Annotated in this window: 16 protein-coding genes; 9 read left to right on the top strand and 7 right to left on the bottom strand. The window is 75.6% G+C overall.

What is annotated here, in order from left to right; translation table 11 throughout:
- Positions 1 to 112 precede the first annotated feature (112 nt).
- From ACWDD9_RS07640 to ACWDD9_RS07650, 3 genes are all read left to right on the top strand, one after another.
- The gene (locus ACWDD9_RS07640) at positions 113 to 1,021 is read left to right on the top strand and encodes a phosphotransferase enzyme family protein (protein WP_234348599.1); all 909 of its coding nucleotides are present in this window, start codon (positions 113 to 115) and stop codon (positions 1,019 to 1,021) included.
- 173 nt (positions 1,022 to 1,194) lie between these two features.
- On the top strand, positions 1,195 to 2,217 hold the full coding sequence (locus ACWDD9_RS07645; RefSeq protein ID WP_449811088.1) for a polysaccharide deacetylase family protein: 1,023 nt from the start codon (positions 1,195 to 1,197) through the stop codon (positions 2,215 to 2,217).
- Between the two features lie 99 nt (positions 2,218 to 2,316).
- A complete protein-coding gene (locus tag ACWDD9_RS07650) occupies positions 2,317 to 3,075 on the top strand; it encodes a hypothetical protein (protein WP_449811089.1) in 759 nt (252 codons plus the stop codon).
- Between the two features lie 40 nt (positions 3,076 to 3,115).
- On the opposite strand, the gene ACWDD9_RS07655 is transcribed toward ACWDD9_RS07650, so the two are convergent.
- Positions 3,116 to 3,817: an exonuclease domain-containing protein gene (locus ACWDD9_RS07655; protein WP_049659490.1), complete on the bottom strand. Its 702-nt coding sequence runs from the start codon at positions 3,815 to 3,817 to the stop codon at positions 3,116 to 3,118.
- A 137-nt stretch (positions 3,818 to 3,954) separates the two neighbouring features.
- On the opposite strand from ACWDD9_RS07655, the gene ACWDD9_RS07660 reads away from it, so the two are divergent.
- Together ACWDD9_RS07660 and ACWDD9_RS07665 are read left to right on the top strand one after the other, a co-directional pair.
- The gene (locus ACWDD9_RS07660) at positions 3,955 to 4,230 is read left to right on the top strand and encodes a hypothetical protein (protein ID WP_049659491.1); all 276 of its coding nucleotides are present in this window, start codon (positions 3,955 to 3,957) and stop codon (positions 4,228 to 4,230) included.
- Positions 4,227 to 4,649: a type II toxin-antitoxin system VapC family toxin gene (locus ACWDD9_RS07665; RefSeq protein WP_380778480.1), complete on the top strand. Its 423-nt coding sequence runs from the start codon at positions 4,227 to 4,229 to the stop codon at positions 4,647 to 4,649. Before ACWDD9_RS07660 ends, ACWDD9_RS07665 begins: the two co-directional genes overlap by 4 nt.
- 45 nt (positions 4,650 to 4,694) lie before the next feature.
- Here ACWDD9_RS07665 and ACWDD9_RS07670 read toward each other — a convergent pair whose 3' ends face one another.
- The 4 genes from ACWDD9_RS07670 to ACWDD9_RS07685 form a co-directional block, all read right to left on the bottom strand.
- Positions 4,695 to 6,641 (bottom strand): FtsX-like permease family protein, encoded by a 1,947-nt coding sequence (locus ACWDD9_RS07670; RefSeq protein WP_449811090.1) that lies wholly within the window; start codon positions 6,639 to 6,641, stop codon positions 4,695 to 4,697.
- Entirely contained in the window at positions 6,638 to 7,381 is a 744-nt protein-coding gene (locus ACWDD9_RS07675) for an ABC transporter ATP-binding protein (RefSeq protein WP_369808346.1), read from the bottom strand. The genes ACWDD9_RS07670 and ACWDD9_RS07675 overlap by 4 nt, the downstream gene beginning before the upstream one ends.
- A 62-nt stretch (positions 7,382 to 7,443) precedes the next feature.
- Positions 7,444 to 7,950 carry a GNAT family N-acetyltransferase gene (locus ACWDD9_RS07680; protein ID WP_449811091.1) on the bottom strand — a complete coding sequence of 169 codons (507 nt, stop codon included), beginning with the start codon at positions 7,948 to 7,950 and terminating at the stop codon, positions 7,444 to 7,446.
- 43 nt (positions 7,951 to 7,993) lie between these two features.
- Positions 7,994 to 9,268: an SAV2148 family HEPN domain-containing protein gene (locus tag ACWDD9_RS07685; RefSeq protein WP_063780326.1), complete on the bottom strand. Its 1,275-nt coding sequence runs from the start codon at positions 9,266 to 9,268 to the stop codon at positions 7,994 to 7,996.
- 408 nt (positions 9,269 to 9,676) lie between these two features.
- On the opposite strand from ACWDD9_RS07685, the gene glgX reads away from it, so the two are divergent.
- From glgX to treZ, 3 genes are all read left to right on the top strand, one after another.
- Positions 9,677 to 11,884, top strand: a complete 2,208-nt coding sequence (gene glgX, locus ACWDD9_RS07690) for a glycogen debranching protein GlgX (protein WP_449811092.1) — start codon at positions 9,677 to 9,679, stop codon at positions 11,882 to 11,884.
- Between the two features lie 126 nt (positions 11,885 to 12,010).
- Positions 12,011 to 14,455, top strand: coding sequence for a malto-oligosyltrehalose synthase (gene treY / locus ACWDD9_RS07695; RefSeq protein WP_449811093.1), 2,445 nt, complete (start codon positions 12,011 to 12,013; stop codon positions 14,453 to 14,455).
- Entirely contained in the window at positions 14,455 to 16,188 is a 1,734-nt protein-coding gene (treZ, locus tag ACWDD9_RS07700) for a malto-oligosyltrehalose trehalohydrolase (RefSeq protein ID WP_449811094.1), read from the top strand. The genes treY and treZ overlap by 1 nt, the downstream gene beginning before the upstream one ends.
- Before the next feature lie 34 nt (positions 16,189 to 16,222).
- Here treZ and ACWDD9_RS07705 read toward each other — a convergent pair whose 3' ends face one another.
- Together ACWDD9_RS07705 and ACWDD9_RS07710 are read right to left on the bottom strand one after the other, a co-directional pair.
- Positions 16,223 to 17,116 (bottom strand): transketolase family protein, encoded by an 894-nt coding sequence (locus ACWDD9_RS07705; RefSeq protein WP_049654926.1) that lies wholly within the window; start codon positions 17,114 to 17,116, stop codon positions 16,223 to 16,225.
- Positions 17,117 to 17,180: 64 nt separating this feature from the next.
- Complete coding sequence (locus tag ACWDD9_RS07710; RefSeq protein ID WP_449811095.1) at positions 17,181 to 17,894, bottom strand: thiamine pyrophosphate-dependent enzyme; 714 nt, start codon at positions 17,892 to 17,894, stop codon at positions 17,181 to 17,183.
- 57 nt (positions 17,895 to 17,951) lie between these two features.
- On the opposite strand from ACWDD9_RS07710, the gene soxR reads away from it, so the two are divergent.
- Complete coding sequence (gene soxR, locus ACWDD9_RS07715) at positions 17,952 to 18,500, top strand: redox-sensitive transcriptional activator SoxR (RefSeq protein ID WP_388043560.1); 549 nt, start codon at positions 17,952 to 17,954, stop codon at positions 18,498 to 18,500.
- The last annotated feature ends 81 nt before the right edge of the window (positions 18,501 to 18,581 follow it).

Below are 18,581 nucleotides of genomic sequence, written 5' to 3' on the forward strand. Positions count from 1 at the left end.
GCTTGTCCCACCCGCCCGACGCGTCCGGTGCCGGGCCCCGCAGCGCGCGGGGCCCGGCGTCCGTGCGTCATGATGATCACCGTCCGGGGTCCCCCGGATGAACGTCGGCGGAATGGGAACCCCAGTCATGATCCCCTTCGACGAGGGCCGCGCCCGGCTGCTCCTCGCCCAGGCCTGCGAGTCGGCCGGGCTGGCCGCCCCCGACGGGGCCACACTGCTCGCGCTCGGCGAGAACGCCGTCTTCGACCTCGGCGACCCGGCCGTGGTCGCCAAGGTCGGCCGCGGTCCCGAGCTGTACGACCGGGCGCACCGGGAGCTGGCGCTCGCCCACTGGCTGGCCGGCCAGGACGTGCCGGTGGTCCGCCCGTACGACGCGGTGGCGCCCGAGCCGCAGCTGGCCGACGGCCACCCCGTCACCTTCTGGCACCGGCTCGCGCCCGCCGTCCGGCCCGCCCGCCCGGTCGACCTCGCCCCGCTGCTGCGCGCCCTGCACCAGCTGCCGCCGCCGCCCTTCACCCTCGGCCGGCGCGACCTGCTGGCCCCGGTCGAGCGCTGGCTGGCCTCCGCCGAGGGCCACGTCGACCCGGCGGACGTCGCCTTCCTGCGCCACCGCCGCGACGCCTTCGAGGCCGCCCTGCCCGACCTCGTCCCGCGGCTGCACCCCGGGGTGATCCACGGCGACGCGCTGCCGCGCAACATCCACGTCGGCCCGGACGGGCCGGTGCTGCTCGACCTGGAGTTCATGGCGAACGACCTGCGCGAGCACGACCTGGTGGTCCTCGCGCTCAGCCAGGACCGGTACGGCGTGCCCGCCGAGGAGTACCGCGCGTTCACCGAGGCGTACGGCTGGGACGTGCGCGAGTGGCCGGGCTTCACGGTGCTGCGCGGCGCCCGGGAGACGGCCAGCGCCTCCTGGGTGGCGCAGCAGGCGGCCAGCAACCCGGCCGCGCTGAAGGAGTTCCGGCGCCGGGTCGACTCACTGCGGGACGGGGCCACCGAGGTGCGCTGGTACCCGTTCTGACGGGCGCCTCCGGTACCCGCGGCGGCGCGGGGCCGCCACCGGGGCGAGTGTGAGAAGACTCTTACGGCGGTTCGGTCCGGTCGGCAACCGGTGCACGTACGATCGGCGTCCTATCGGACAGTCATCCTGACCCGAGAGATCGGCACCGTACTCGCACCTCAGGAGCCGCCGCCATGCACCGGACCGCCCGCCGCCCCTCCGCCCCGAACCGACTGTCCCGATCCCGGCGCCGGCTGCTCGCGGGCTGTGCCGCGGTGGCCGCCGCCCTGGGGCTGGCCGCGTGCGGGACCGCCAGCGGGGCGCTCCAGCCGCCGAGCGCGGCGGCGACCTCCGGGACGGCGTCCCCGGCCGACGCCCGGCCGAGCGGGACGGCGGCGACCGCCCTCACGCCGACCCCCGGCTCCGACGCCGTACCGCCGGGCGCGGGCTCCCCGGCCGCCTCCCCCTCCTCCCCCTCCTCCCCGTCGGCGCCGGCCAAGCCGCACCCGACCGCGGCCACCGGCACCCCCCTCTCCGCCACGCCCACCGCACCGGCCACCCCGACCGCACCGGCCGCCGACCCGTCCTCGCCCGCCGCGCCGCCCCCGCACACCGGGGCGGGCACCGTGATCGGCTCCACCGCCTCCGGCGGCCGCACCGTCGCGCTCACCTTCGACGACGGCCCCGGCCCGGCCACCGGCCAGATCCTCGACCTGCTGGCCCAGTACCACGCCAAGGCCACCTTCTGCCAGATCGGCCAGAACGCCGCCGCCAACCCCGCCATGGTCAAGCGGATCCTGGCCGCCGGGCACCGGCTCTGCGACCACAGCGTCCACCACCCGCAGCCCTTCGCCAAGCTCCCCCACGACAAGGCCGCGTACGAGATCACCGCCGCCCGGAACATGATCCTCCAGGCGGGCGGCCCCGGCACCGAGGTCGGCTGGTTCCGCGCCCCGGGCGGCGGCTTCAACGCCGACAACGAGCACATCACCGCGAGCCTCGGGATGTCCTCGCTCGGCTGGTCCGTCGACCCGCGCGACTGGGCCCGCCCGGGGACGCCGGCGATCGTCTCGGCCGTGCAGAAGCAGCTCAAGCCCGGCGGCGTGGTCCTGATGCACGACGGGGGCGGCGACCGCGGCCAGACCGTGGCCGCGCTCAAGCAGCTGCTGCCCTGGCTGGTCGCCCAGGGCTACACCTTCGACTTCCCTGCCGCGTAGGGCCGTCGGGGCCCGCCGCCGCGGAGTTTCCCCCTCGTTCACCGACCGGACGGCGGGCGCGCGTACCGCCCGCCCCGGCCGTCGCACTAGCCTCCGGGCATGACTGCCGGTCCCCCGTCGAGCAAGCAACTCCCGCACCTGGAACCGCGCCTGGGCTTCGGCCGGGCGATCGCGGCACTGCTCCTGCTGGCGCTGTGCGCGGTGGCCGGCCGGCTGTTCGCGGCCGGGGTGGTCGCCTACCGGGAGCCGGAGACCTGCACCCAGCAGCTCTGCCTCGGCTCGGCCGCCACCCAGGCGTACTGGGCCGGCGCCCTGTTCTGCTGGCTGACCGGCATGCTGGCGGCGGGCCGGGTCGGCCGCTCCCCCGGAGCCGGGGCCCCGAACCGGCTTCCCCCCGGCGGCGTGCTCTTCCTCGCCCTGCTGCTCGGGCCGCTCGGCGCGGCCTTCGGCCCCGGCGGACCGTACCGGCCCGCCCTGCCCGCCCTCGTGATCCTGGCGGCGCTCACCCTGCCGCTGGTCGTCCACTCCGAGTCCCGGCTCCGCGCGCAGCACCGCGCGTACCGCGCCGCCCGGACGGTCGCCGACCGGCTCGCCGCCCACGGGGTGAGCACCGCCGGCACCGTCACCGCCGTCCAGCCCGGCGAGCCCAGCGGCTACGCCCAGCCCCAGTTCCGGCTCACCGTCGGCTACACCACCCCCGACGGCGTCCAGCGCAGCCTGGTCTGCGCGATCCGCATCCAGGCCTACCTCGCGCCGAGGGTCGGGCAGCTGATGACCGTCCGCTACGACCCGCTGGCGCCGGACACCGCCGAGGCCGCCATCGTGCCCCCGCCGGAGGGTGTCCGACCGCGGGCCTAGGTGTTCCGTCCCGTGAGGTCGGGGACGCGGCCGGCGGGCCTCACCGGGCGGGCCAGCGCGGGTCGACCACCGCCTGCGGGTCCTTGCCGCGGCGCAGCCAGGCCTGGAGGCCCTCGGCCCACTGCCGGTACCAGTCGATCTGCCGACGGTGCAGCTCCGCGAGCGGCACCGCCCCCACCTCGGCCGGGTAGCGCCCGGCCAGCGCGACGGCGACCCGGACGGCGGCCAGCGCGTCGCTGCCCGCCTCGTGGGCGTCCGTCAGCTCCACCCCGTACAGCTCGCAGACCCGTTGCAGGGTGCGCGAGCCCTTGCGGTACTTGTCCACGGCCCGGTCGATCACCAGCGCGTCCAGCACCGGCCCGACCGGCCGCCCCAGGCGCTCGGCGAGCGTCGCCAGCCCGTGCCGGCGCAGCTCGGCGTCGAGCAGCGACAGGTCGAACGGCGCGTTGAACGCCACGACCGGCCGCCCGGCGGCGATCCGCTCGCACAGCGCGGCGGCTATCTCCTCCACCGCCTCCTTCGCCGGCCTGCCCTTGCTCCGCGCCACCTCGTCCCCGATCCCGTGGATCGCCTCCGCCTCGGCGGGTATCGGCACCCCCGGGTCGATCAGCCAGTGCGCGGCGTCCACCCGGGCGGCCCCGACGGTGTCCACGAGCGCGGCCGTGACGATGCGGTCCACGGCCGGGTCGGTGCCCGTGGTCTCCAGGTCGAAGCCGACCAGTGGCTGCTGCCACCAGCTCATCAGGTGTGTCCTTCCGTCCTGCCTCTCGAAACAGCCCCTATCATCACCCGCCCCACCGACAACCCGTCCCGCGGGGAGCCCGATCATGGACCCGGTCGCCCTACGCTGCCCCTCGGACCCGCACGAAGGAGCCGACCATGAGTACCGCCCCGAACCTGCCCGTGCCCCCTCACCGGCACGACGAGCCCCATCCGCTGCGGACCATCAGAGAGATCCGCGGGTCACTGCCCGAGGACCAGGTCGAACACTTCGACGCCGAGCTCGCCGACACCGACATCGACGCGCTTCCCGCGATGCTGCACCGCTGGGCCACGCTGGGCACCGACGGCTTCCTGGACTTCCTCCTGACGACGCCCTTCGACGGGCTGGAGTTCGGGGCGCGCTCCTACGACGGCGAGGGGGACCCCGAGTGACCTATCTGCTGGACACGAACGTGGTCGCCGAGATCACCACGCGGCCGAAGCCGGCCCCCGCCGTCATCGCACGGGCCCGGTCCGTCCCGGCCACCGAGCACTCCCTCAGCGTCATCACCGTCGCGGAGATCGAGGCAGGCGTCAGAGCCGTCTCCGACCCGGTGCGTCAGGCCGCTCTCGGACGGGTCCTCGACGGCCTCCGGGCGGAGTACGAGGGGCGGATCGCCGTCATCGGAGAGCGGGAGGCCGCCGCATACCTCTCCGTTCACCGTCGACTCAAGAGCCTCGGGGCCACCATCGATCCGCCCGACGCGCTGATCGCGGCCACGGCCATCGCGAACGGCTGGACGCTCGTCAGCCGCAACGTCAAGCACCTGGCGCGGACCGGTGCGACCGTGCTGAACCCGTGGACGTACTGACAACCCGTCACGCCCGACCCGGCCGGGCGTGCCGGGAGGCACGCGCTACCGGGCCGGGGGCCGGGTGGGGAGGGCGAGGCGGGTGGGGAGGACGCTGGAGGCGACGGCGAGCAGCAGGCACAGGAGGGTGCTCGCGGCGAGCGGGGTCCAGGGCAGGCGGAGGGGGACGGCGGCCTGGCCGGCCAGGACGCGGTGGTCGAGCAGCGCGGTGGTGCCGTACTGGGTGAGCGCGGTGACGGCGAGGGCGAGCAGGGCGGCGGTGGCGACGACCAGGACGGCCTCCAGGGCGACCATCCACGTCACCTGGCGGCGCACCGTCCCGGCCAGCCGCAGGACGGCGAAGTCGCGGCGGCGGTCGGCGGTGCTCATCACCATGGTGTTGACGATGGCGATCAGCGCGTAGAGCAGGGCGGGCCCGAGGATGGTGGTGGTGGCGATCCAGGCGTAGTGGGCGCCGGGGTCGGGTCCTGGGTCGCGCGCGTCGGTGAGGGTGCCGCCGAGCCGGTCGGCCGGTTCGGCGTCGAGGTGGACGGCGGCGGGGCGGGCGTCGGCGAGGTGGCCGGCGGCGGCCTCGCCGCTGAGCAGGACCTCGTCCAGGCCGAGCTGGGTGCGGTAGACCAGGGCGAGCCGCAGGCTGGTGACGGTGCCGTCGGCGAGGCGCAGGTTGACCTGGTCGCCGAGCTTCCAGCCGTGGCCGCGGGCCTGGTCGGTGGAGGCGGCGAGGGTGGCGCCGTGCAGGTCGGCGGCGCTGCCGTCGACGGCGGGCAGGGTCCAGGCGGTGGCGAGGTCGCCGTCGACGACGGTGGCGGCGGAGGGCACGCTCGCGGGCGAGTCCTCGCCGTGGTCGTCGAAGTCGGCGGTGGCGGCGCCGAGGCCGGTGACCACGGTGGCGGTGGTGGCGGTGGCGTGCAGGTCGGGCCGCGCGGCGGTGAGCCGGTGGGCGGCGTCGGCGGGCAGCGGGGCGGCGGCGGGGCGCAGCACGTACCGGGCGGCGGTGGTGGCCCGGTTCTGGGCGGTCATGGCGTCGGCGAAGGCGGCGGTGGAGCCGATCACGGTGCCGGTGAGCGCGATGGTGAGGAAGGCCGGGGTGGCGGTGGAGACGGTGCGGCGCACGGCGGTGAGGGCGTTCTGCCGGGCGAGCAGCGGGGCGGCGGCGACGGCCCGGGTGAGCGGGGCGCTGAGCAGCCGCAGCAGCGGCGGTACGACGGCCGGTGCGAACAGGGCGAGCGCGGTGATGGCGAGCAGGTCGGCGCCGAGGACCCACTGGGAGGCGAGTTGCGGGTCGGCGGGCTGGTCGCCGGGGGCGGCGGGCAGGGTGGGCGCGGCCAGGTAGTAGCCGACGGTGGCGGCCAGGGCGGTCAGGGCGAGCAGCGCACCGGTCCAGCGCAGCGGGGTCATGACCCGGCGGTCGGCGGCGGCGTCGCCGAGCGCCTCGACGGCGCGCACCCGGCCGGCCCGCAGGGCGGCGGTGACGGCGCCGAGCAGGGCGACGAGCAGGCCGACGGCGGCGGCGAGCAGCATCGGCCCGGCGGCGGGGCGCGCGGTGAACCCGTCGGGGGCGGCGCCGCGGGCGGCCAGCCAGGCGGCGAGGGCGGGGGCGCCGGGCAGCGAGAGCAGGCAGCCGCTGACGGCGGCGGCGAGGGCGACGACGGCGGCCTCGCCGGTGATCAGCTGGACGATCTGCCGCGGTGTGGCGCCGACGGCGCGCAGCATCGCGATCTCCTGCCGGCGCTGGGCGACGGCGAAGGCGAAGGTTCCGGCGACGACGAAGACCGCGACGAAGGCGGCCATCGCGGCGGTGAACTGGAGCACCTTGTGCAGGGAGGGCGCGCCGAGCGGGGAGTCGTCGCCGACGGTCTCGTTCAGCAGGCTGCCGGTGGTGGCGACGAGCAGGACGCCGAGGGTGAGGGCGACGTAGGAGCCGGCGAAGGCGGCCTTGCGGCGGCGCAGGCTCGCGGCGGCGACGGGCAGCAGGGTGAGCGGTGAGGTCATGCCGCCGTCTCCAGGGCGGTCATCCGCTCGGCGACCTGCTGGGCGGTGGGGCGGGGCAGGTCGTCGACGATCCGGCCGTCGGCGAGGAAGAGGACGCGGTCGGCGTAGCCGGCGGCGACGGGGTCGTGGGTGACCATGACGGTGCTCTGGCCCTCGCGGTCGACGAGGTCGCGCAGCAGGGCGAGGACGTCCCGGCTGCTGGCGGAGTCGAGGGCGCCGGTCGGCTCGTCGGCGAACAGCATCCGGGGCCGGGTGATCAGGGCGCGGGCGATGGCGACGCGCTGCTGCTGGCCGCCGGAGAGCTGGGAGGGCAGGTGTCCGGTGCGCTCGCCGAGGCCGACCTGGGCGAGGGCCCGGCGCACCTGCGCGGGGTCGGGTCGGCGGCCGGCCAGCCGCAGCGGCAGGCCGACGTTCTGTTCGGCGGTGAGCGAGCCGACCAGGTTGAAGGCCTGGAAGACGAAGCCGATCCGTTCGCGGCGCAGCACCGTCAGTTCGGTCTCGCCCATCCCGGAGAGGTCGGTCCCGTCCAGGGTGACCCGGCCGCTGTCGGGCCGGTCGAGGCCGGCGCAGCACTGCAGCAGGGTGCTCTTGCCGGAGCCGGAGGGGCCCATGACGGCGGTGAACCCGCCGCGGGCGAACTCGACGTCCACCCCTCTGAGTGCCCGTACGGCCTCCGGCCCGGTTCCGTAGGTGCGGTGTACGTCGTCGAGGCGCAGTACGGCCCCGCTCTCCCCCGTGATCTTCACGGGGGCTACACCTACCACGGGGGTCACGGCCCTGACCAGGGCGTTTGGGGGAATCGTTATGCCGTCAGCCGCCCTGCCCCGGCGCGGGCTTCGGCTTCGCGGACTCCGGTCCCGCCGACGGGGCGGTGCAGGTGGACGTCGACCGGGTCCTCGTGGACGACGGTGAAGCCGTGGCGTTCGTACAGCCGCTGGGCGGCGCTGCCGCGGAGGACGACGAGGCGAAACGGTTCTCCGGCGGCGTCGGCCTCGGCGAGGAGGTGGCGCAGGACGGCGGTGCCCAGGCCCCGCCCCTGGAGGTGCGGGGCCAGGTAGAACAGTTCCAGGTGGCGTCCGCCCCGCTCGTCGGGGCGGACGGTGACGCAGCCCGCGAAGGCCCGGTCGACCAGGAGTACGGAGGTGTACCTGGTCGAGAAGGACGCCCGCACCCGCTCGCGGGAGCGAGCCGGGTCCCAGCGGCCGAGGCGTTCCAGGTCGGCGCGCATGACCCGGGCCTTGAGGTCCGTGACGGGTTCGAGGTCGTCGGGGGTGGCGGGGCGCAGGCTCCAGGCGGGGTCGCTGTTCACGGCCCGCAGTCTGGCAGCCGCGCCGCCGCCCCGACCAACTGCCCTAGGAGACGGACCGGGAGTCGGCCCAGATGCCCTCGAACTCCTCGCGGTAGACCTCCAGCAGTCCGGGCTCGGTGCCGCCGGGCTGCTGGCCGGCGCCGCCGCGCAGCACCAGGGCCGGGGACTCCATGCCGCGGGCGCGGCGCAGGTAGGGCTGGATGACGCCGAGGTCGCGGCCCTGGCGGCGGCCGCCCGCCTGGCCGGGCGTGCGGGGGCCCTCGACCAGGTAGGCGGTGAAGCGCGGGGTCTCGTCGAAGACCCGGATCTCGAAGCCGCCCTGGTCCCGCAGCCGGGCCCGGACCCGCCGTACGTGCATGATGTTCATCTCGATGGAGCGGGACAACTCGCTGCGCCCGAGGCCGAGTTCGCGTTCGCGGCGGCGGACGGCGCTGCTCGCCGGGTTGAGGAAGAGCAGCCGGACCCGGCAGCCTTCGCCGGCCAGCCGCACCAGGCGCTTGCCGGTGTAGTTCTGGCAGAGCATGCCGAGGCCGATGCCGAGCGCGTCCAGCCGCCGGGCGCCGTCCAGCAGGTCCTCGACGGGCAGGTCGCGCTGGAGCCGGACCCGGTCGGCGTGGACGGCGACGACGTCCGCGTACCGGCCGGCCACCAGGGACTCGACGACGTCGGCGGGCACCCCGCCGGCGCCGCCGTCCAGGACGGCCAGCAGCCGGGCGGCGGCGCGTTCGGTCTGGGCCAGCACGGTCTGGGTGAGCACCCGGTTGCGGGAGACGACGTGCCGGGCCACCTCCAGTTCGTCCAGCGCCAGTTCGATCTCGCGCCGGTCGGCGAGGTACGGCTCGAAGCAGGGCCAGTGCTGCACCATCAGCTCGCGCAGCTGGGGCAGGGTGAGGAAGACCAGCGGGTCGTCGTCGGCGGGGTCGAGCAGGTAGCCCTTGCGGCGGCTGACCTCGCGCACGGCGCCGGCCCGGTGCGCCCACTCCTCGCCGGCCGGGCCGGCCGCGGCGGTGACCCAGTCCTCGCCGTGGGCGGGGGCGTAGATCGGGTGCAGCACCTCGTCGACGAGGGCGCGCAGCCGCTGTTCGACCAGGTTGAGCCAGACGTAGGCGCGGCCGGACAGCCGGACCCGCTGGTAGGCGTCCTCCCACTCGGCGGCCGACCAGGCCAGGGCGGGTATCTCGACGGGGCCGCTCTGGGCGGGCACCAGGGCCCGGCCGGTCAGGGTGGGGCGCATGACCACCGTGGGCGCCTCGCTGCGGGCCGCGCCCCGGCCGGGCCCGTCGGGCCCGGTGCCGCGGCCGCCGGCGGGGAACACCATGCGCCACCTCATCTGGTCGCCGCACCGACCCCCGCGGGCGCGGGGACCGTTGACGGGCTGTCGGGAGTCGGCCCAGGCGGCCGGACGATCAAGGGTACTGCCCGTCGCGAGCCGCCCGCAGCCGGATGCCCGGGGGCTCTCCCGCACCACCGGGAGCACTCTTCACACGAATGCCCGACGGGCGCTCGTTCGGCCCAACCCGGGCCGGATCTCCCGGACGCCGGGGGAGGGCTCGGGGAGTATGCGCTGTGCCGCGCGTCACGGCGACTGTGCCGTGCGTCACGGCGCACGCTTGCGCACATGCCCGGCCGTCCGGCCGGGAAGAGAGCGTCCGGGTCCGGGCGGACGGCCGGGCCATTCATCGGACTACACGTCAGTTTCCGTCGGCAGCAAGGAAGTTGAGGAGTCATGCAGGTCTGGCCCGGTACTCCCTACCCGCTCGGCGCCACCTACGACGGGGCCGGCGTCAACTTCGCGGTGTTCTCCGAGAGCGCCGACCGGATCGAGCTGTGCCTGATCGCCGAGGACGGCTCCGAGACGGCCGTCGAGCTGCGCGAGACGGACGCCTTCGTCCGGCACGCCTACCTCCCGGGCATCCAGCCCGGCCAGCGCTACGGCTTCCGCGTGCACGGCCCGTACAACCCGGGCCTGGGCCAGCGGCACAACAGCGCCAAGCTGCTCCTGGACCCGTACGCCAAGGCGATGAGCGGGCACATCGACTGGGACGAGTCGGTCTACGGCTACCACTTCGGCGCCCCCGAGCGCCGCAACGACCTCGACTCCGCCCCGCACACCATGCACTCGGTGGTCATCAACCCGTACTTCGACTGGGGCACCGACCGCCCGCCGCGCACCGACTACCACCGCACCGTCATCTACGAGGCCCACGTCAAGGGCCTCACCCGGCTGCACCCGGGCATCCCCGAGGAGATCCGCGGGACGTACGCGGGCCTGGCCCACCCGGCGGTGATCGAGCACCTGGCCAAGCTCGGCGTCACCGCGATCGAGCTGATGCCGGTGCACCAGTTCGTCCGCGACCACCGGCTGCGGGACCTGGGCCTGGCCAACTACTGGGGCTACAACACCGTCGGCTTCTTCGCCCCGCACTCCTCCTACTCCTCCACCGGCGACCGCGGCCAGCAGGTGCAGGAGTTCAAGTCCATGGTCAAGGCGCTGCACGCGGCCGGGATCGAGGTGATCCTGGACGTCGTCTACAACCACACCGCCGAGGGCAACCACCTGGGGCCGACACTGTCGCTGCGCGGCCTGGACAACGTCTCCTACTACCGCCTCGCCCGGGACCAGCGCTTCTACGAGGACACCACCGGCACCGGCAACAGCCTGCTGATGCGCAGCCCGCACGTGCTCCAGCTGATCATGGACTCGCTGCGCTACTGGGTCACCGAGATGCACGTCGACGGCTTCCGCTTCGACCTCGCCGCCACCCTCGCCCGGCAGTTCCACGAGGTGGACCGGCTCTCCTCCTTCTTCGACCTGGTCCAGCAGGACCCGGTGGTCTCCCAGGCCAAGCTGATCGCCGAGCCCTGGGACCTCGGCGAGGGCGGCTACCAGGTGGGCAACTTCCCCCCGCTGTGGACGGAGTGGAACGGCATGTACCGGGACACCGTGCGGGACCTGTGGCGCGGCGAGACCGCCGCCCTCGCCGAGTTCGGCTCCCGGCTCACCGGCTCCTCCGACCTCTACCAGGACGACGGCCGCCGACCGATCGCCTCGATCAACTTCGTGACCTGCCACGACGGTTTCACCCTGCGCGACCTGGTCTCGTACAACGAGAAGCACAACCAGGCCAACGGCGAGGAGAACCGGGACGGCGAGTCCTTCAACCGCTCCTGGAACTGCGGCGTCGAGGGCCCCTCCGCCGACCCGGCCGTCGAGGAGCTGCGGGCGCGCCAGCAGCGCAACCTCATCGCCACCCTGATGCTCTCCCAGGGCGTGCCGATGCTCTCGCACGGCGACGAGCTCGGCCGCACCCAGCTGGGCAACAACAACGCCTACTGCCAGGACAACGAGCTCACCTGGGTGCACTGGCCGCAGGACGACGGGCCGCAGGCGCGGCTGCTGGAGTTCACCCAGGGGATGATCTGGCTGCGCCGCGACCACCCGGTGTTCCGGCGGCGGCGGTTCTTCCACGGCCGGCCGGTGTCCGGGCGGCCGGGGGCGGCCGGGCCCGCCTCCGGCGTACCGGGCCGGGGCGGGCACGGCCCCGGCCCGCAAGGCCCGGGCGGGCCGGCCGTCGGCGGGTTCGACGACCTCACCGACATCGCCTGGTTCACCCCGGCCGGCGAGGAGATGACCAAGCGCAACTGGGGCGCCAGCTACGCCAAGTCGCTGACCGTCTTCCTCAACGGCTACGCGATCTCCGAACCGGACCGGCGCGGCGGGCGGATCGTCGACGACTCCTTCCTGCTGCTGTTCAACGCCCACTTCGAACCGCTGGAGTTCACCGTGCCCGCCGACCACGGGCAGGAGTGGCAGGTCGTGGTCGACACCGCCCGGTCCCGGCTGCCCGCCCCGGGGACGGGCGCCCGGGTCAAGGCCGGGGACTCCCTCTGGCTCACCGACCGCTCGCTGATGGTGCTGCAACGGCCCGCGTAGCACGGTGACGGCGGCGCCGGACCGGCTCGTACGGGGGCGCGCGGCGCCGTCGGACGGCCGGGGCGGTCACCTGTTCGGGTCAGCAGCGGGTCTTGGCGGCGGCCTCCCCCGGGTACCTATGGAGCTATGACCCCCGCCGCCGAGCCCGCGCAGCCCCGCCCGGCCGCCGCCGTCCCCTCGTCGTCGTACCGCCTCCAGCTCCAGCCCGGCTTCACCCTCCGCGACGCCACCGCCGCCGTCCCCTACCTGGCCGCCCTCGGCGTCTCCCACCTGCACCTCTCCCCGCTGCTGGAGGCCGTCCCCGGCTCCACCCACGGCTACGACACCGTCGACCACACCAGGATCAGCGAGCAGCTCGGCGGCGAACCGGCGCTGCGCGCGCTGGCCGCCGAGGCGCACCGCCACGGCCTGCGGCTGATCGCCGACGTGGTGCCCAACCACATGGCCGTGCCCGCCCCCGAACGGCTCAACCGGCCGCTGTGGCAGGTGCTGCGCGACGGGCCCGACTCGCCGTACGCGCACTGGTTCGACATCGACTGGACCGCCCAGCCGGGCCCCGCCGACGCCCCCGGGCGCGGACGGGTGCTGCTGCCGCTGCTCGGCGACCGGCTCGGCGCCGTGCTGGACCGGCTCACCGTGGACGGCGACACCCTGCGCTACCACGAGCACGAGCTGCCGCTGCGCCCCGGCACCGCCGGGCTCCCGCTGGAGGAGCTGCTCGCCCGCCAGTGGTACCGGCTCGCCTGGTGGCGCCTGGCCCGCACCGAGCTCAACTACCGGCGCTTCTTCACCGTCAACGAGCTGATCGCCCTGCGCGCCGAGGACCCGGAGGTGTTCGCCGCCACCCACGCCGTCCTGCTCGCCCTGCACGCCGACGGCGTCCTGGACGGCTTCCGGATCGACCACCCGGACGGGCTCGCCGACCCGCGCGGCTACCTGCGGCGCCTGGCCGACGCCACCGGCGGCGCGTACGTGGTGGTCGAGAAGATCCTCACCGGCGAGGAGCGGCTGCCCGAGGACTGGCCGGTGGCCGGCACCACCGGCTACGACGCGCTGCGCCGGATCGACGGCGTGCTCCTCGACCACGCGGGCGCCTGCCGGCTGGCCGGGGCGTACGAGTCCTTCCTGCACGGCGGCCCGGTCCGGGACCTCTGCGCGGACCCGCACCCCGCGGTCGCCGAGGCCCGGCGCGGGCGGGCCGACATGACCGGGCCGGACGGCGAACTCGCCGCCGAGGTCGAGCGGCTGGTCCGGATCGCGCTGCGGATCGGCGCCGCCGAGCCCGCGCACGCCGACCACGCGCCGGGGCAGCTGCGCGCGGCGCTCGGCCGGCTGCTCACCGGCTACCCGGCGTACCGGCCGTACGCCCGGCCCGGCGAGGCCGTCCCGGCCGCCTCGGCGCGGCAGCTGCGGGCCGCCCTGGACGACTCCGCCGACCCGACCGACCGGCTGGTGGCCGCGCTCGCGCTCGGGGAGCTGGGCCGCGGCGCGGACAAGGACGAGTTCTGCGCGCGCTTCGCCCAGACCGCCGCCGCGGTGGCCGCCAAGGGCGTCGAGGACACCGCCTTCTACCGTTGGAACGCCCTGCCCGGCCTCAACGAGGTCGGCGGCGAGCCGGCCCGGCCCGGACTGCACCCGGCGGAGTTCCACGACTGGTGCCGCGCCCAGGAACGCACCTGGCCGCACGGCATGACGGTGCTCTCCACCCACGACACCAAGCGCAGCGCCGACGCCCGGGCCCGGCTCGCCGTGCTCGCCGAGCGGCCGGACGCCTGGGCCGCCGAGGTCGACGCCTGGTCCACCGCGGCGGGCCCCGCCGCGCCCGGCCTCGACCGGGACGCCGACTGGCTGCTCTGGCACACCCTGGTCGCCGCCTGGCCGATCGACCCGGACCGGCTGGTCGCCGCCCTGCTCAAGGCCGTCCGCGAGGCCAAGCTGCACACCTCCTGGACCACCCCCGACCCCCGCTACGAGCGGGCCCTGGAGCAGCGCGCCCGCTCCGTCCACGGCAACCCCGGGCTGCTCCCCCGGGTCGAGGGCGCCGTGCACGCCCTCGCCCCGTACGCCCGCGCCAACACCCTGGCCGCCGCGCTGCTGCACCTCACCGTGCCGGGCGTGCCGGACCTCTACCAGGGCAGCGAGGAGCCGCTGTACACCCTGGTGGACCCGGACAACCGGGGCGTGGTGGACCTCGGCGCGCTGGCCGTGCGGCTCACCGACGCGGCCGCGCCGCGCCCCGGCGACCTCGCCCGGGAGAAGCTGCACCTCACCGCCACCGCGCTGCACCTGCGCCGCTCCCGGCCGCTCGGCTCCTACCGCCCGCTGCCCGCCGCCGGCCCGGCCGGCGACCACCTGCTGGCCTTCGCCCGGGGCGCGGACGTGGTCACCGCCGTCACCCGGCTGCCGTACGGGCTGGAGCGGGCCGGCGGCTGGCGCGACACCGTGCTGGAGCTGCCGGCGGGCGGGCCGTGGACGGACGAGCTGACCGGGCGGGGCTTCCCGGCGGGCGCGGTGCCGGTCGCGGAGCTGCTGACGGCGCTGCCGGTGGCGCTGCTGACGAGGAGGGGCTGATGCCGGTCTACCAGGTGTGGGCGCCCCGCGCCGCCACCCGGGTACGGGTCGAAGTCGACGGCACGGCCCACGAGTTGGCCCGCCGCCCGGACCGGGACGGCTGGTGGTCCGGCGAGGCCCCGGCGGGCGACTACGCCTTCCGGCTGGACGACGGCCCGCCGCTGCCCGACCCGCGCTCGGCCCGGCAGCCGTACGGCCCGGACGGGCCCAGCCGCGCCGTGGACCACGCCGGGTTCCGCTGGTCGCGGACCGGCTGGCACGGCCGGGCCCTGCCCGGCGCGGTGCTGTACGAGCTGCACGTGGGCACCTTCACCCCCCGCGGCACCTTCGAGGCCGCCGCCGAACACCTGGACCATCTGGTCGAGTTGGGCGTGGACTTCGTCGAGCTGATGCCGGTCTGCCCGTTCCCCGGCAAGCACGGCTGGGGCTACGACGGGGTCTCCCTCTGGGCCGTCCACGAGCCCTACGGCGGGCCCGAGGGGCTCAAGCGCTTCGTGGACGCCGCCCACCGCAAGGGCCTCGGGGTGGTGCTGGACGTCGTCCACAACCACCTCGGCCCGTCGGGCAACTACCTTCCCGCGTACGGTCCGTACTTCACCGACCGGCACCACACCCCGTGGGGCGCGGCGGTCAACCTGGACGCGCCCGGCTCGGACGAGGTGCGCGCCTACCTGATCGGCAGCGCGCTGGCCTGGCTGCGCGACTACCGGATCGACGGACTGCGGCTGGACGCCGTGCACGCCCTCGCGGACGACCGGGCCGTCCACTTCCTGGAGGAACTCTCCACCGAGGTCGGGAAGTTAGCGGCCGCCACCAACCGGCCGCTGTTCCTGGTCGCCGAGTCCGACCGCAACACCCCGGCCACCACCACCCCGCGCGAGGCGGGCGGGCAGGGCCTCACCGCCCAGTGGAGCGACGACTTCCACCACGCCCTGCACTGCGCACTCACCGGCGAATCCCACGGCTACTACCGGGACTTCGCCCGCGAGCCGCTCGCCGCCCTCGCCCGGACGCTCACCCGGGGGTTCTTCCACGACGGCACCTGGTCCTCCTTCCGCGGCCGCACCCACGGGCGCCCGTTCACCCCGCTCGACGCGGGCCACCGGCTGCTCGGCTACCTCCAGACCCACGACCAGGTCGGCAACCGGGCGCTCGGCGACCGCGTCTCGGTCGGCCTCTCCCCCGGCCGGCTCGCCTGCGGCGCGGCCCTGGTGCTCACCTCTCCGTTCACCCCGATGCTCTTCATGGGCGAGGAGTGGGGCGCCGCCACCCCCTGGCAGTACTTCACCGACCACACCGACCCGGACCTCGCCGAGGCCGTCCGACAGGGTCGGCGGCGGGAGTTCGCCGAGCACGGCTGGGCCGCCGAGGCCGTCCCCGACCCGCAGGAACCCGCCACCGTGCTGCGCTCGGTCCTCGACTGGACCGAGCTCCGGCGCGCCCCGCACAGCGAACTCCTCGCCTGGTACCGACAGTTGATCCGGCTTCGGCGCGAGCGGCCGGAACTGTCCGACCCCGACCTCGGCGCGGTGCGGGCGACGTACGACGAGGCGGCGGGCCTGCTGGTGGTGCACCGGGGGCCGTACCGGATCGCCGTCAACCTCGGGCCGCGGGAGGCCGCGCTGCCGCTGGGGGCCGCCGGGCGCGAGGTGGTCGCGGCCTTCGGGGCGGCGGAACTGGACGGGACGGCGGTGCGGGTGGCGGCGGACGCGGTGGCGATCGTGCTGACCTGAGCCGTCGGCCGACCCGACCGGCTCACCCGGCCGGCTACCAGAGGAAGGTGCCGATCCGCTCCCGCAGCGACGGGGCGTCCAGGCCGTAGGCGGCCAGGTGCTCCTCGATCGAGCCGTAGTGCCGGTGCTCCTCGCGCGGCACCCCCAGGCCCAGCACCCGGTGCGGGCGGTCGGCGAGCGCCGCGTGCGCCTCGTTGGCGGAGGTGCCCGCCAGGTACGGCTCGACCAGCACCACGTCCGCCCGGTCGCCCAGCGCCGCGCGCAGCCCGGCGGCGTCGAAGGGACGCACCGTCGCCGCGTACAGCACGGTGACGTCCAGGCCCCCGGTGGCCGCGAGCACCGCGTCCAGCATCGGCCCGACGGCGAGCACCACGCCGCGCGAGCCCGTCCGGACGGTGGCGAAGCGGCCCGGCTCGACCGGCACCGCGGCCGCGTTCTGGTGCCCCGAGAGCCGCACGTAGACGTTGCGGTCGCCGTCCGCGTAGGCGTGGCGCAGCAGCCGCTCGGCCTCGTCCGGGTGGCCGGGGACGTGGACCGTCCAGTCCGGCAGGGTGTCCAGCAGGGCGACGTCGCCCGGGGACATGTGGGTACGGCCGCCGGCCGGCCAGTCGTACGAGCCCGCCGCGCTCACCAGCACGGCGCCGACGCCCTGGTGGACGAGGTCCAGCTTGACCTGCTCGAAGGGCCGCTCGATCAGGAAGCTGGCGAAGGTGTGGGCGATCGGGCGCATCCCGGTGAGGGCCAGCCCGCCGGCCGCGCCGACCAGCAGCTGCTCGCGGATGCCGACGTTGACGACCCGGTCGGGGTGGCGCTCCTGGGCCGGGGCGAAGGCGGCCGCGGTGATGTCGGCGAGCACCACGGCCAGCCGGGGGTCCTCGTCCAGCAGGCGGGTGGTGACGTCCACGAAGCGGTCGCGCATGGTGTCCATCGGTGAAGTGCCTTTCGTTGCGGGGGTGGTCGGTGGTCGGGTCCGGCGGGGGCGGGCCGCCCGCTCAGGAGTCCTTGGGCTCGACCCGGGCGACCACCACGTGCGGGCGGCCCGGGTGCTCGGCGGTGTAGGCGCGGTGCAGCGCCTCGTGGTCGCGGCCGTCCACCGTCGCGGTCGACCAGCCCTCGGCCGCGAACCGCTGGGCGAGGCCGCCCTGCCAGCCGTGCGTGGCCGAGGAGTTGTCGATCACCACCACGTGCAGCCGGTCCAGTCCGTACGCCCCGGCGAAGGCCACCGCCTCGGCGTTGGAGCCCTCGTCGAACTCCGCGTCGCCGACCAGCACCCACACCGCCGGGTCGGTCAGGCCCTGCGCCCGCAGCCCGAGCGCGGTGCCGACGGCCAGCGGCAGGCCGTGCCCGAGCGAGCCGGAGGCGATCTCCACGCCGGGGACCAGCGTGCGGTCCGGGTGGTGGCCGAGCGGCGAGTCGTAGCCGCCGAAGCTCGGCAGCACCTCCGGGGAGATGAAGCCCTTGGCCGCCAGCACCGCGTAGTAGGCCATCGGGCCGTGGCCCTTGGAGAGCAGGAAGCGGTCCCGGTCCTGGGCCTCGGCGGTGGCGGGGGTGACCCGCAGCACCCGGTCGTACAGCACCCAGATCGCGTCCAGCGTGGAGGTGGCGGCGGGGCCGTGCTTCTCGTCGCCGGTCATCAGGCCCATCAGGGCCGAAAGGTCCTCGAACCGGGCCCCGGTGGCGGTGCCCGCAGTCGCGTTCGTCGTCATGACCACGATGGTGCAACTTAAAGCCAGCTTGAGGTCAAGCGGTTACAGTGGGCTCCCATGACCGCCCATTCCGACGGCCGTCGGACCCCCGGCCCGCACCACACCGACCTGCTCACCATCGGCCAACTCGCCGACCGCAGCGGACTCGCCCCCTCCGCGCTGCGCTACTACGAGAGCCTCGACCTGATCCAGGCCACCCGCACCACCGGCGGCCAGCGCCGCTACACCCGCGGCACGCTGCGCCGGATCGCCTTCATCCGCGCCGCCCAGCGGGTCGGCCTCTCCCTGGACGAGGCCCGGGTCGCCCTCGACCGCCTCCCCGCGCGCCCGGCCCCCAGCGGCACCGAGTGGGACCGGGTCGCCGGGTCCTGGCAGAGCCGGATCGACGAGCAGATCGCCGAACTGGAGCGGCTGAAGGCCAAGCTCACCGGCTGCATCGGCTGCGGCTGCCTCTCGCTGACCCGCTGCGCCCTCTACAACGCCGCCGACCGCGCCGGCGAGGCCGGCCCCGGCGCCCGCTACCTGCTCACCCGCGACCCGGACACCGGGCCCGAGCCGGTCCCGCCGGCCGTCGAGGCCTGCGGCACCCGCCGGAGCGGGCGCTGACCGCCGGAGCCGGCGGTGACCGCCGGAGCGGGCGCTGACCACCGGCGCCGGCGCTGAAAAGCCTTTGCGCCACGGGTACCC

The organism is Kitasatospora sp. NPDC001119 (assembly GCF_053598475.1).